The following is a 14039-nucleotide window of genomic DNA, read 5'->3' on the forward strand; positions in this document are numbered from 1 at the left end:
CTCTGCGTAGAAAAATGCCAGCCCAACCCTCTCAGCTTATCGTCAACAAACGTCGGGGACAGAACCAATACTACGAGGAGTTTCTAGCCGAAGGCGTTCTGCCGTTGCGCATGATGCTGATTCCTGCCGGTCGCTTTCTCATGGGTTCGCCTGAGAGTGAACTAGAGCGAACTGAGGCTGAAGGCCCGCAGCATGAAGTCGCCGTGCCGCAGTTTTTCATGGCTAAGTATCCTGTGACCCAGGCCCAGTGGCGGGTTGTGGCAGCGCTGCCGGAGGTAAATCAAGGACTAAACTCCGATCCCTCTAAGTTTAAGGGAAATGACCGCCGTCCCGCCGAGCAGGTGTCTTGGCAGGATGCGGTCGAGTTTTGCGACAGGCTCACTATTCACACCAACCGCCAATACCGCCTGCCGACCGAAGCTGAGTGGGAATACGCCTGCCGTGCTGGAACGACAACCCCCTTTCACTTCGGTGAGACGCTTTCTACTGACTACGCCAACTATCGAGGAAATGATGAGAAATACGGAGCTTATGGCCCAGGGAGCCGAGGCGAGTATCGCAAACAAACCACTCCAGTAGATCATTTTGAAGGGGCGAATGCCTACGGCCTCTGCGATATGCACGGCAATGTTTGGGAATGGTGTCAAGATGACTGGCACGAAAACTATGAGCAGGCTCCTACGGATGGCAGTGCCTGGGTAACCGGCGGAAATGCTGAGTATAAAATTATACGTGGCGGTTCCTGGAGCGATGTCCCGAGGTACTGCCGCTCCGCGTTCCGCTTCAGGGACTTCCCGGACTTCCGCGACTCCGACATCGGTTTTCGGGTTTGTTGTTCGGCCCCCAGGATTCTTCAGTAGCCCTTTATACTCTTGCCCTTTTACGCTCTGCAGAGAAATAAGCTGTTAAGAAATAAATCAACTTCTTGCGATTAGTCGTCTGATGTGGGTGTTCCGTGGCGGCTGCTATCGGATTCTGAGTTGCTGACGCCTAAGTCCGTTGTCTCATCTGCGGCTGATTCCAGATGGTTTTCTTTTCGCGTAAACACATAGTGCTCAAAGATTTTGCGCCTCAGCCGATGGGTGTCGCCGTGCATCAGGTGGGCTTCCCAGCTCTGTAACCAACATTCCGCAGGTTGCCAAAAGATTAGGTAGGTGCATAGTAGGGCTCAACATGAGCCCCCAAGAATCGGATGATTGTGCGCCGCTCATCAGTCAGGTTACTAATCTGCTTGAGGTGTCCGAACTGCACAAAATGAATGCCCTGAAACTTCTGAATGACCCACCGAAAGGTAGGGTTGACAGTAGGCTGTTTTTTCTGGTCGAGGATTGTTTGCTGTTGTGCCGCCAGGGTTTGTCTAAGCTTACGTTCAGCTAAGGTGTAGACCATCAAAGTCAGGGCCATGACCAGGGCTAGAGCCTCGACTCTTTGGGCTTTTTTGACAAACAGGCTGCTGGCGAAGAACAACGGGTCTTTGAGAAAGCGAAACCCGCGCTCAGTCTTCTGTTGGCCCTTGTACTCTTGCAATAGCTTGTCAGCAGGCCACTGCTGGGTATCGAGGTGATTGGTGGCCAGGATAAACCGACTGCGCTGGTTCTGGTAGGCAGTGCTCCGGCGCTCAAGCTTGGCTTTGAGGCGGTAGCCGGTGGCAGGTGGTGTGTCTTTAGCTTTTGCTTTAGTTCGCTGACCCGGTGCCCGTTTCGGTCGAAGCGTCTCAACGCTGACCTCAGTGAGGTGATGGACCGCCAAGGTGTCTTGGAAGCGCATCAGGGCTTCGAGGGCATCGGGCTTACAGGCAAAGACCTGTTGCTGCAGCTGCTTGAGGTTGCGGTGCAATCGTTTCTCTAGCTGCTTGAGTTCGGGCTCCCACAGCGACTGGTCAGCCTTGCGCGTCAGACTCTCAATCAGAATCCAGCGCTGCTGAACTCCACCATACTCAGCGGTTGTCTCCCACATCCGGTAGTCCTTGAGGGTGCAAGCAACTGGCGTCAGTTCGCTGGTATCACTTTGCACGAGCGCTTGGGCATCGCTCAAGGTTTGGGGTACCCGTGAGACCCATTTGAGTGAGCCGACCTGCTGTAAGTTCGGCTCGCTGTAAAAGGCTGCGTCGATAACGAACACACTGTCCATCTGCCAACTGTTGGCAAACTGGCGCATCAACCCGGCAAACTGCTGCGCGTCACTCTGGTTGCCATCTGCAACCTTCAGCCACAGCGGCACGCCCCCATCCGCGCTACACATTAGATTCACCACAAACTGCTTCAGGTCGGGTCGTTGGTCTCTTGAATAGCCTCGACAGATCTCGATAGGCACCTGATCTAAGTCTCCCGACTCAACCCTCTCCCGCCCATACTCGCCTTGCAACGAAAACGAACTCGAGTCTAGATGAACCTGGCCAACATCGACGCCAAATCGCTCCACCGCCTGCATCGCCACACGCAAAAAGAAACTGCTGGTGCCCTCTTCATATAACTCGTCGAGCACACGTCCGAGACGGTCATCGTTCAGGTAACTCGCTTGTATGCCTTCGCCGAGCAAATGCTCAACCGGCTTACTCTCAAAGAACTCGCTGAACAGGTACAGAGGCGCGCTCACAAAACCCAAGCCGTTCAGTATCAGTGCTTTGACCACTTGCCCCGCGCTGATGTGCTCCAGCTGATGCTGGCCTAATTGTGCGTTGGTCAGTTCCACCAGTCCTACCTCGTCAACCATCCCGGCAACCAAGCCTAGGTGATCCAGATTCTCTATCTTCAATCGATGCATCCATTCTCTTGAGGGCTGCTTCTACTCTACGGCACACCACCTTTCTTATTCATTGTCAACCTGCGGAATGTAGGCTGTAACCGCTGCACCAGGGGCTGAAGAGTGATTTTGCCGGTTTCGTAGTCTTGCTGGAGCTGCTTCATCCGTCGCCGTGCCCGTCTGAGATTGTCATTGCGCACCCGAATCCGATCCGGTAAGACACGGAAGCCGACAAAGCTAGCCCCATGATGGGTTTCAAAGAGCTGACTCTTAATCGGATGCATTTTCAGCCGTAACGTGACCAGGAAATCTTCCATTGCCCGTTTGGCCGCTGCCAACTCCTGCCAGTCATTTGAAAAGGCGGCATAGTCATCGACGTACCTGAGATAGTAGCGCAGCTTAAGCTGTCGCTTCACAAAGTGATCAAAGGGGCTGAGATAGAGATTGGCGAAAAACTGGCTGGTCAAATTTCCGATAGGCAAGCCCTTGCGGCGTTGAACTGGCGTCAGTAAGTCATCTCCCGGAAAGTATTCAATCACCGGCTCCTGCTCATTGCTGGCGTCGATAATCGTATCAATCAGCCATAGCGTATTGGGACACCTAATTTTCTCTCGGATCAAGGTCTTGAGGATTTTGTGATCGATTGAGGGAAAATACTTCTGGATGTCCCCCTGCAGGCAGTAGCGCTGACTGCGAGCAAATTGGGTGAATCGTTTCAGAGCCCGATGTGTGCCGTAGCCGCTGCGGTTGGCATAGGTATCGACAATCAGCGTCTGCTCCAGCAGCGGCGTGATCACATTACACAACGCATGATGCACCACCCGGTCCCGATAAGGCGCTGCTGAAATCAAACGCGGCTTGGGATCTCGAATCTTGAACGTGCGGTATGCCCCAGGGCGATAGGTGTGGTCTTCCAGCTCCTGCTGCAGGGCCGGAAGTTCCCGTTCCAGAGCATAGTTAAACGCCAGAACATTGTCCCGAAAGCGTTTTCCCTTTTGTGCCTGCCGTGAGGCCAGCAGCAGATTTTCAAAGTCAAGGATGTCTGGCCAGAGATTACCGTGACGTTTCATGGGACTTCTGACTCTGCTATTTGATCCAGCCGCCGAGATCGGTACCGATAGCATTGATGAGCTGCCCTACATACTGGTATCGCTTATGAGATAACAAATCAAAATCCAGCAGCAGCCGGGTTTGATAGCGCAGGACATCTAATTTGCTGTTGATGACCTGGAGCTGAGGCAGTTTATCGCGCTGATAGCGAGCCATAATCAAGCTTTCCAACAATCCATAAAGGCCCATCACCATGCGATCGCCTAGCTGGAATCTATGGTCTCGGGGCAATCGATTGAGAATCGGCACGTACCATTTAATCAAGTCGTAGGTTTTCTGAATAATCGGTAGCTCAGTTGCCATCGGTTCTCTGTATGTGGATAGGACAGAGGCCAGGATACAGTATGCAACATCGGCTTCATTTTTACCGTCAGGCTGCTGTATGCTGCTGACGGGGTAGGCCGCTAAACGTGGCGGTTCCTGGAACAACAACCCGAGGAACTGTCGCTCCGCGTACCGCAACAGGAACAACCCGGACAACCGCAACAACAACATCGGTTTTCGGGTCTGTTGCTCGGCCCCCAGCACTCTTCTATCGCCAGCAATGGCCGGTCAGAACTGGCAGGTGGGAATCTGTCGGGCGTACCCCAGAAGAGTCCAGACCTACTCCGGCGATATCCATCGAGGTATCCAAAAATCAAACCGGGCCAGCTATTTTGGTAGGGCAACCGAAGACCTAGCTGGCCCTCTCACCTTACCGCCAATGTCTCTCACCATCCGCCGCACCCCCCGCCAATGCCGAGGCTACCCGGAACCCCTTTTAGAGATTACCGATGCCCTACCCCTGCACATGGTGCTCATCCCTAGCGGCACCTTCACGATGGGCTCCCCCGACGATGAACCCGATCGCAAAGATAATGAAGGGCCGCAACGAGAGGTCACCGTGCCGACGTTCTTTCTAGGCCGCTACCCGGTCACCCAAGCTCAATACGAAAAGGTTATGGAGACGAATCCAGCCACTCGGTACGAGGCAGACCGACTTGTTGCCCCTAACAAGCCTATTGTCGGTGTGAGCTGGCAGGATGCGGTCGAGTTTTGCGATCGCCTGGCTCAGCTCACGAGCCGTCCCTACCGCCTGCCCTCAGAAGCGGAATGGGAGTACGCTTGCAGAGCGGGCACAACCACCCCCTTCTACTTCGGCAGAACCCTGACCGACGAACTCGCCAATTACCGAGCCTCGGCAACCTATGCAGAGGGTCCAGCGGGGCAATTTCGTAACGAAACGACGCCAGTAGACCATTTCGATGTCGCCAATGCCTTTGGTCTGTCTGATATGCACGGCAATGTCTATGAGTGGTGTCAGGACAACTGGCACGCCACCTATGAGGGGGCTCCTACTGATGGCAATGCTTGGTTAATCGGTGGAGATAAAAGGTATAAAATTATACGTGGCGGTTCCTGGGACGACAGCCCGGGGTACTGCCGCTCCGCGTTCCGCAACGTGGGCAACCCGGTCAACCGCTACATCAGCATCGGTTTTCGGGTTTGTTGTTCGGCCCCCAGGACTCTTCAGTAGCCCTTTATACTCTTGCCCTTTTGCTCTTTACAGAGAAAAATAAGCATTTGAGGAATTTCGCATCGTAGTTCAATGGCTCATGAAGGTCTCAAGAGAGTACCGGCTTGGGAGTAACGAGCGTCTCCAAATGGGCGAGATACACAGGAAGCCGCTACAGCTACCGCAAATCCTAGCTCTAGAGTATGCGGAAACTCAATATTTTCAGATGAAGTCATTCGTAGACGCGACATAAGACCTGCAGTTATGTCTGAAGACACTCGCTCGTCACTCAGCCAAGCGGAAACTATCAAGTGTCAAGCGTTTAGCGTGACGCGACAGCAAGATAGTCGAGTTGGCAGATCTGTGAGCGTGATCGGCAACGTCTGCCCCCTTGTTGCGACACCTGCGATCAAAATGACAACTATGATCGCTAATGCGGTCAAGCTCGGGCTGAAGGATTGGCTTCAGTTGAGCGAGTGGCTGCGGCGCGTTTGCGATAGCTATCGGTATGGATTTCGACAATCAAGGCATGATGCACGAGACGATCTACCGCCGCGACCGTCATCATGTCGTCGGCAAAAATGGTGTCCCATTGACTGAAAGGCTGATTGGCCGTGATTAAAAGACTGCGCCGTTCATAGCGATGGGCAATGAGCTCAAAGAGGACCAAGGTTTCGGCTTCTGACTTTTTGACGTAGCCAAGGTCATCAATGACTAGCAGATCAAAACGGTCCAGCTTGTGGAGCAAAGCGGGCAATTGCAACTGCAACTGCAACTTAGCCTGCTGCAATTGCTGTACCAATGCCGTCGCAGTGAAGAATTTAGCCCGTTTGCCGAGTTCGACAATAGAGCGCGCCAAGGCTGCCGCCAAATGAGTTTTGCCGACACCGGAAGGCCCGAAGATTAAACAGTTTTCGGCGCGCTCTAGCCAGCCGGTATCCGTGGCCAGTTGCATCAGCGGCAGCGGATTGAGCTTTGGGACATGGTTCTAGTCAAAGTTGGAAACCGTTTTGGCGGCGGGGAGTTGGGCCTCTTGCAGGGCGCGTTTGAGGCGCACACTCCAGCGTCGGTCCACCTCCAATTCGCAGAGTGCCAGTCAGAATTGAGCGTAAGACCACTGTTCTTGCATGGCCTGGTGTTCGAGGGTTTCCCAGTGCTGGAGCATGTGAGAGAGGCGGGCAGGCCAGTAGGTTGCTTGAAAATAAACTCGTCCCGGACTTTGAGGTGTAATCGTGCGTTTCACAGTGCCCTGCCGACGGAAATGTCTTCGGCGTTGAGGTGGGAAGATCGGTCGATAAGTACATAGAGGTATTTCTCATGGACGGTTTGCAGGTGTAGGGAAAATGCTTGGTCGTGATTGAACTGGATGAGTCGCTAAAGATTCAGCAAGGCGTTGCCGTGTACAAACATCTGCGGGTCTTCCGAGACGACCATCCATTGGTTGCAGCCCATGTCCCAAACCTCGCCTCTGACCATGACTTTGGTACCAACGGTTAAGTCTGTGATGATTTCACTTTCAAAGCCATAACCTGCTCGCAGGGGTGTAGTTGTGATAGTGACGGCAGCGTGATACTGATGAGGTGCCAAGGGCACCAACTCTCCGATGCGGAAGCCGTCTGCCCAGGTAACATCGGGACAAATCTCGGTGATGAGAGGAGGTAAAGCTTGAGCGATATCAGTCGTATCTAAGGAAACGGATGTCATTTCAACAGGCAGTAACGTAAGGCAGGCGGCAAGACCGATGTGAGTTGCTTTCAGCATGGTGATTTTCCTGAACTTTTCCTGAGGTCAGTATCGAAAGCAGAACGAATTTCTTCGAGGAAACTTGAGTGGGTTAAGAGAAAGTTGGTGGAAATTTTACCGTCGTGCTGCATCAGCGTTGCGGTTGGCTTCTATGACAACTGTTTCAGCGGCTAGGCAGTTACAGGAAAGATCGAATATTATCGATGCAAGCTTATCTAAATTTCCGATAACTTCCCGATCTCCCTGAGTCGTCATCTGCACCAACGTCATGAGCAATCGTCAACGCGGTGTTGTCTTAACCGAGCACGGTCAGAAACGATTAGAAGCAGCGATCTCATCTGCCCAGGACGAAGTAAAATTCGGCAAGCGATTTACTCAAGAAGAAATTTCAGAACGAGCTCGACTTAGCATAAAAACAATCAAGAAAATTCGCAGTTGCAGAGACCGAGTTGACAAGGCTTCGCTCTGTGATTTGTTTAAGGCTTTTGGTCTGGAATTAATTGCCTCAGACTTTGGTCAGCCAGAGGAATCAATAACGACTTCAGATACTGAGTTAACATGCGCAAAGCTTTCTTCTATTCTCATTGATATAACAAGTAAGAATATTGATACTAAACTTGAAGCATCTATAAAAGAGACAATCGATCTAGTTCAAGACAACATTCAAAGCAAAGAAGCAGAATCTTTACTCGGCGTCTCTAATAAGTTTTATGATAGCATTCGAAACCATTGTCGAGAAAAGATCTTATACCTTTACAGTGAAATAAAATTACTCAATCACTACAAAATACGTGTCGAGAATATTTATGTCGACACCTATGTATTGGAAGGCATAGAATCAGGCTTATTTGCAACTGTTCCAGACTTAGTAAAGACAGAAACATCTATCAGTTCTTTTGAACGTATAGGTTTGGGTCTTCGAAAAAAAAGAATATCTGGGCTTGATGCAGTCAAGAAATTTCCTAGACTAATGGTTCTAGGAAAACCTGGAGTGGGCAAAAGTACTTATCTTAGATTTCTTGCAGTTGCATGTAGTCAAGAAAAAATATTCAAGGAAAAGATTCCCATATTAATCGAACTGAGAAGTCTGGAAAATCCCAATTCACTAAATATCAACGAAATAATTTGCAGAGAGACAGGTTTAAAAAATGTTCAAGATATTGAGAATGCATTCAGCGAAGGAAAATTTTTCATCTTGTTAGATGGCTTAGACGAACTTTCGCAAAGCCAAAGAGAACATGTTCAAAGAGAATTAGATTTCTTTATCCAAATTTACTACAAGAACCGTTTTGTTATTACTTGTAGAACTCAAACAACTGAGTTTTTGATGGACAAGTTTGTTTATGTCGAAATAGCTAGTTTCAATTCTACCCAGATTTGTGAATTTTCTAAGAACTGGTTTGTCTCTCAATTTGGAAGTAAGGGAGATCAATTGCATGATTCATTTATCAATAAACTAAATCTTCCAAAAAATAAGCGGAATGCAGAACTAGCCACTACACCAATTCTGCTAAGCCTTATTTGCTGGATCTACTCTGATACAGGGAAATTACCTGAAAAAAAGCACAAGTTATATGAAAAAGGTCTCGACCTGCTTTTAGAGAAGTGGGATGAAGCTAGAGGGATTCATAGAGAGGTTAATAACGAAGCTTATAAACCGCTCAGTAAAGAAGATAAGCAAAATCTTTTTAGTTGTATTGCATTTGAAAAGTTCAGCAAAAAACAGCGAATACTTTTTGAGCTAGAAGAACTTTGCGAGCAAATAGCCAATCTGCTTAGAATCAAGGCTGATGAAGCACAATCAGTTTTGAAAGAAATCGAGTTTCAGCATGGAATAATTATTGAACGAGCACAGGATATATATTCTTTTTCTCACCTCACTTTTCAAGAATACTTTGTCGCAAGGAAAATTTCAAAGTCTGATTTCTCAGAAAACTTTCGAGTTGTCCAGAAGAATTTTGGAGATCATGAATGGCGCGAGGTTTTTGTTCTTCTATTCGGCATTTTGAAAAAACCTGATGAAGCATTCATTTTGATTAAGAGAAGTATTGAAGCGCCAATCTTAGGTAATCCTAAGCTGCGAACATTCATTTATTCTATAAAGCAGAAACCTTACTATCTAAGGAGCCAGAAGAAATCAGGTGCATTGAGAGTTGCATATTTGCAATTTGTACTTGAGTTGTTGCCATATTTAGAGGTTATTTATGACCATGGCTTCACCTTAAATCAGTCGTTCGCTAACGAGACTGACAAGCCTTTCAGCTTAGACTATGGCTTGTTGAATTGCTGTCAGTTGGTTCTTAGTAGAATTAAGGTAAATCAATTTACCCAAGGTCATTATTCTAGTCAGCTTGAATATAGCTTCTTTAACTCTTTTGAGCTTCTTAGAAAAAAACTTCCTGACCTAGGAAGTGCTTTTTTGAAGTGGTGGCCTGAGTTTGGGAGTGGTTGGCTTCAGGAGCTAAGAGATTTTATGAACGAATACCTGGAAATAGATCAGTATTGGAATTTTTCACAGAGAGAGAAAGATATGATTTCACAATTTAGCTATTCTAGCGAACTTCTGTTGATATGTATCAATTTGTCGGATTTTGTCAGCCTTGAAATAAAAAGGGCGATTGAAAATGCTTTGCTAGATATTGACTTGAATTAATTGCTATTGAGTGAGTCTAATTCTATTTGAATCGAATTACTCATTATTATTAATTTTGTTTGAAGCTATGAATCAAAGGTCGAATCGTTGTCGGGGTGTTATGTTGACACCACATGGGCTGAGCCGATTGGGCGAAGCAATTTTGACAGCTCAAGATATTGAGAAATTCGGTGCCCATTTTACTCAGATCGAACTCTCGGAGCGGGCAAATCTCAGTATTAAAACCCTCAAGAAGATCCGAGACCTTTCAGCTCCTGTAGATGAAGCCTCAGTGCGATCATTTTTTCGGGCATTTGATTTGGAATTAGAAACTGCCGATTATGGCCGAGCTGAAAAATCTCCTCAACAGTCTGAGTCTCAAGCTAGCAATTCTGATCCGAGCCTCGCTCCTAAAATCGACTGGGGCGAAAAGCCCGATACCGCGATTTTCTTTGGGCGCACGGAGGAAGTAGCGACGCTGGGCCAGTGGGTGATGGAGGAGCGGTGCCGAGTGGTGACGTTACTGGGGATGGGCGGCATTGGCAAAACGTCATTAGCGGCAAAGTTGGCAGATCAGATTTATGAGCAGTTTGACTATGTGATCTGGCGCAGCCTGCGGGAAGCGCCGCCGTTGGATGAAATCCTGGTACGGCTGATTCAGTTTCTCTCAGATCAGCAGGAGACGGAAATCAATTTGCCGAGTCGGTTGGGCGAGCGCATCATTCGCCTGCTGCACTATTTGCGGGAATATCGCTGCTTGCTGGTGCTGGACAATCTAGAGTCGATTTTACAGGCAGAATCAACGGGACAGTTTCGCAATGGGCATGAAGGCTATGGGGAACTGATTCACCGGATTGGGGAGGCGGAGCATCAAAGTTGTCTGCTGCTAACCAGTCGGGAATGTCCGCGAGAACTGGCTCTGATGGCGGGCAATCGCCTCCTCGTGCGTTTGTGGTCGGTAACGGGTATTGACACTGACGCCGGACGGGAAATTCTGAAGACGAAGGGCCTGGAGTTAGAGGATGCGGATACCCAAGGCCAAGAGCTGATTCGTCGGTATAGCGGTAATCCCCAGGCATTGCATCTAGTGGCCACGGCAATTCAGCGGGAGTTTTTGGGGGATGTGAATGACTTTCTGGAAGAGGAAGGGGCCGCAGTTGAGGATGTGCACAGTCTGCTCGATCAGCACCTGACTCGTCTGGCTCCTTTGGAGCGTTCTATCTTGTTCTGGCTGGCGATTAACCGCGAACCCGTGGGACTAGATGAGTTAATGGAAGACTTGTTGCCGTCTGTGACGAAGCGGGAAGTGCGGAGTGCGTTGAGGGGGTTGAGCGATCGCTACTTGATAGAAACCGTGGGCAAGCAATTTACTCTACAAAACGTGATTATGGAGTTTGCCACAGATCGCTTTATAGAACAGATTGTTAGAGAACTAGAGACTCAAAAGTTCGATCTCTTTCATACTCATGCTCTGATTAAAGCCACTGCTAAAGATTATGTGAGAGAAACCCAGATTCGATTGATCTTAACCTCACTGATAACTAAGTTTGACAACCTGAAAATACAAGTAAATTCTGCCTTATTGTCTATCAAAAAAAACTCTTGCTGGCGTAAGGGTTACGCAGCTGGAAATCTATTAAATATACTTTGCCAAACCCAACCTGAAGTTTCCCAATTTAACTTTTCTCAGCTCACTTTAAGGCAAGCTTACCTGAAGGGAATACGTCTCAACGCACTAGATTTAAGTAATACTAATTTTTGTAAGCCTGCGCTCACGTACCCCTTTGGGCAAGTTTATTCAGTTGCCTTTAGTCCTAATGGGAAATGGTTGGCTACTACTAGTAGCGATGCCACCATTCGATTATGGAATATTGAGGAGCAATGTTGTGTTTACACACTCATCAGCAACATCTCTGGTTTCAATTTTGTGGCATTCAGTCCTGATGGGAAACAGTTAGTTACACGTAGCCACGATACTAGTGTTCGATTATGGGATATTGAACAGCAGCAATATGTTCGTACGTTCACTGGGCACGAGGCTTGGGTAATTTCAGTTGCTTTTAGTCCTGATGGGAAACAGTTTGCCACGGGTAGTCAAGATACCACCGTGCGGTTGTGGGATGTTGCGCAGCAGAGATGTATCCATATCTTCATCGGTCACTCAAAGATGGTGAGGTCAGTTGCTTTTAGTCCCGATGGAAAATATTTGGCTACAGGCAGTAACGATACCACCGTGCGGTTGTGGGATGTTGCGCAGCAGAGATGTATCCATATCTTCATCGGTCACTCAAAGATGGTGAGGTCAGTTGCTTTTAGTCCCGATGGAAAACATTTGGCTACAGGCAGTAACGATACCACCGTGCGGTTGTGGGATGTTGCGCAGCAGAGATGTATCCATATCTTCATCGGTCACTCAAAGATGGTGAGGTCAGTTGCTTTTAGTCCCGATGGAAAATATTTGGCTACAGGTAGCGGCGATACTACTATTCGTCTCTGGGATACCGGACAGCAACAGTGTATCCATACCTTTACTGGTCACACGGCATGGGTTAGATCGGTTGCCTTCAGTCCTAATGGAAAATGGTTGGCCACTGGTAGCCGCGACACTACTATTCGGCTGTGGGATCTTGAGCAGCAACAGTGCATCCATACCTTTACTGGTCACGCAGCTTGGATAATTTCAATTGCCTTTAGCCCCGATGGAAAATGGCTGGCCACAGGCAGCCGTGATGCTATTGTTCAATTATGGGATACCAGACAGCGACAGTGCATCCATACCTCCAATAGTCACACAGCTTGGGTCAGCACAGTTGCTTTCAGTCCTGATGGAAAATGGTTAGCCACAGGCAGCGGCGATACTACCGTGCAGCTATGGGATATTGAACAGTGGAAATGTATTTATACTTTCAAAGACAACAATGATTGGATAATTTCAGTTGCCTTTAGCCCTAATGGGAAATGGCTGGCTGTGGGCACCGCCGATGCCACCTTACAATTGTGGGATATTGAGCAAATCCGATGTATCTACACATTTGACGGTCATTCGGCTGAAGTTATTTCGACCGTCTTTAGCCCTAATGGAGAGTGGTTGGCTACGGGCAGCGGTGATGGCACTGTGCGACTCTGGGATATAAATCGACGGCAATGTGCTCATACTTTCACTGGGCACAACGATTGGGTCAATGCAGTTGCTTTTAGTCCTAATGGAAAATTTTTAGCTGCAGGCGGTGGTAATGGAATTATTCTGTGGGACGTACAACAGCGACAATGTGCTTATGCCTTCAACGACCAAAACGATTGGGTTAATGCAGTTGCCTTCAGTCCTGATGGAAAATGGTTGGCCACTGGTAGTGAAGATGCGACCGTCCGACTGTGGGATATGAAGCAAAGGCAATGTGTTCATACCTTTCTCGGCCACACTGCTGCGATCAACTCAATTGCTTTTAGTCCTGATGGAAAATGGTTGGCCACAGGCAGCGGTGATAGCAGCGTCCGACTGTGGGATTTTGAAACAAGAGCATGCTCAAATATATTACCTTTGCCGGGTCTATATGAAGGTACAAATATCTACGAGGCACAAGGTCTTACCAACGCACAGCGAAGTATGATGCTGGCACTCGGCGCAATCGACTGCTCATCCAACGAACATTACGAAAGTTGATATCAACTTATCCCACGAGATACGCAATGAGATTTAAGTTGTAAAGCTAAGAGTGAGGCTGTGCGGTTTTTTTAGCAAAAGTAGACAGTAGAAAATGACATCGTTAGCTTTTTGAGTTGAGGCAATGATGATGTCAGAAATGATCAGCACTACTGTCGCGTTTCAGGCTAAGTGGGATCTTCCCAACTTTTGATGATGAGGGGGAATGTGCATTGAAGTAGTGATAGAGAGATTTTGGATAAGTGTAGTGAAGGAGAAAAAGGTGTGAGCAGGCGATCGCAGACAATCCTGCTACCCCAGCCCCACCCAATAAAAACCGACCGCTGATATTGATCAACAGTCCCAGACTAATGGCCCAGGCTAGGGTTGTGGCTCCTCTAAGAACCTATCCGAAAACGGATGTATGTGGAGGAGGGCAATGATTACGGTGGAACCGTAGCCACTGGAGTATTGGCCCATGACTACGCTCATGCTTATTGCGCGACAGTGAAGGTAGTCGGGTGACGACAGCAAGGTAGTCGGGTTTAGCAAAATCGGCGTGAGACAGAGCTGACTTTGCCCAGGCGAGCTCAGCTAGGTTGTCAGCCGCGCAAGAAAAAGGCACAGGTAGATCTCCTACGAAAGAGAGCTAATTCCTGTGCCGAAAGCCATTCACT

The 14039-nt window shown here is 48.6% G+C and carries 9 protein-coding genes and 1 pseudogene; 4 read left to right on the plus strand and 6 right to left on the minus strand.

Features of this window, described 5'->3' with window-relative positions; all coding sequences use genetic code 11:
* Window positions 1–14 precede the first annotated feature (14 nt).
* Window positions 15–860, plus strand: coding sequence for a formylglycine-generating enzyme family protein (locus QJQ48_RS25660; protein WP_346294101.1), 846 nt, complete (start codon window positions 15–17; stop codon window positions 858–860).
* Window positions 861–931: 71 nt separating this feature from the next.
* Here QJQ48_RS25660 and QJQ48_RS25665 read toward each other — a convergent pair whose 3' ends face one another.
* From QJQ48_RS25665 to avd, 4 genes are read right to left on the minus strand one after another with little or no spacing between them, the layout of a single operon-like run.
* Window positions 932–1096, minus strand: a complete 165-nt coding sequence (locus tag QJQ48_RS25665) for a hypothetical protein (RefSeq protein ID WP_346294102.1) — start codon at window positions 1094–1096, stop codon at window positions 932–934.
* Between the two features lie 50 nt (window positions 1097–1146).
* Entirely contained in the window at window positions 1147–2754 is a 1608-nt protein-coding gene (locus tag QJQ48_RS25670; protein WP_346294109.1) for an IS1634 family transposase, read from the minus strand.
* A gap of 35 nt (window positions 2755–2789) precedes the next feature.
* On the minus strand, window positions 2790–3812 hold the full coding sequence (locus QJQ48_RS25675) for a reverse transcriptase domain-containing protein (RefSeq protein WP_346294103.1): 1023 nt from the start codon (window positions 3810–3812) through the stop codon (window positions 2790–2792).
* Window positions 3813–3828: 16 nt separating this feature from the next.
* The gene (gene avd / locus QJQ48_RS25680) at window positions 3829–4155 is read right to left on the minus strand and encodes a diversity-generating retroelement protein Avd (RefSeq protein ID WP_346294104.1); all 327 of its coding nucleotides are present in this window, start codon (window positions 4153–4155) and stop codon (window positions 3829–3831) included.
* A gap of 241 nt (window positions 4156–4396) precedes the next feature.
* Between avd and QJQ48_RS25685 the strand changes: the two genes are divergently transcribed.
* On the plus strand, window positions 4397–5368 hold the full coding sequence (locus QJQ48_RS25685; protein WP_346294105.1) for a formylglycine-generating enzyme family protein: 972 nt from the start codon (window positions 4397–4399) through the stop codon (window positions 5366–5368).
* Between the two features lie 418 nt (window positions 5369–5786).
* On the opposite strand, the pseudogene istB reads toward QJQ48_RS25685, so the two are convergent.
* Both istB and QJQ48_RS25695 read right to left on the minus strand, forming a co-directional pair.
* Window positions 5787–6512: pseudogene (istB, locus tag QJQ48_RS25690) on the minus strand (IS21-like element helper ATPase IstB).
* Between the two features lie 209 nt (window positions 6513–6721).
* Window positions 6722–7108: a hypothetical protein gene (locus QJQ48_RS25695; RefSeq protein ID WP_346294106.1), complete on the minus strand. Its 387-nt coding sequence runs from the start codon at window positions 7106–7108 to the stop codon at window positions 6722–6724.
* Window positions 7109–7358: 250 nt separating this feature from the next.
* On the opposite strand from QJQ48_RS25695, the gene QJQ48_RS25700 reads away from it, so the two are divergent.
* A complete protein-coding gene (locus QJQ48_RS25700; RefSeq protein WP_346294107.1) occupies window positions 7359–9743 on the plus strand; it encodes an NACHT domain-containing protein in 2385 nt (794 codons plus the stop codon).
* 127 nt (window positions 9744–9870) lie between these two features.
* Window positions 9871–13383: a WD40 domain-containing protein gene (locus tag QJQ48_RS25705; protein WP_346294108.1), complete on the plus strand. Its 3513-nt coding sequence runs from the start codon at window positions 9871–9873 to the stop codon at window positions 13381–13383.
* The last annotated feature ends 656 nt before the right edge of the window (window positions 13384–14039 follow it).

It is taken from the genome of Sphaerothrix gracilis Ecp01 (assembly GCF_030405905.1).
GTDB lineage: Bacteria > Cyanobacteriota > Cyanobacteriia > Phormidesmidales > Phormidesmidaceae > Sphaerothrix > Sphaerothrix gracilis.

Bases quoted from the DNA above. Each gene is read 5' to 3' on its own strand.
- QJQ48_RS25660 (WP_346294101.1), top strand. From the start codon at position 15: ATGCCAGCCCAACCCTCTCAGCTTATCGTCAACAAACGTCGGGGACAG.
- QJQ48_RS25675 (WP_346294103.1), bottom strand. From the start codon at position 3,812: ATGAAACGTCACGGTAATCTCTGGCCAGACATCCTTGACTTTGAAAAT.
- QJQ48_RS25695 (WP_346294106.1), bottom strand. From the start codon at position 7,108: ATGCTGAAAGCAACTCACATCGGTCTTGCCGCCTGCCTTACGTTACTG.
- avd (WP_346294104.1), bottom strand. From the start codon at position 4,155: ATGGCAACTGAGCTACCGATTATTCAGAAAACCTACGACTTGATTAAA.
- QJQ48_RS25685 (WP_346294105.1), top strand. From the start codon at position 4,397: ATGGCCGGTCAGAACTGGCAGGTGGGAATCTGTCGGGCGTACCCCAGA.
- QJQ48_RS25700 (WP_346294107.1), top strand. From the start codon at position 7,359: ATGAGCAATCGTCAACGCGGTGTTGTCTTAACCGAGCACGGTCAGAAA.
- QJQ48_RS25665 (WP_346294102.1), bottom strand. From the start codon at position 1,096: ATGCACGGCGACACCCATCGGCTGAGGCGCAAAATCTTTGAGCACTAT.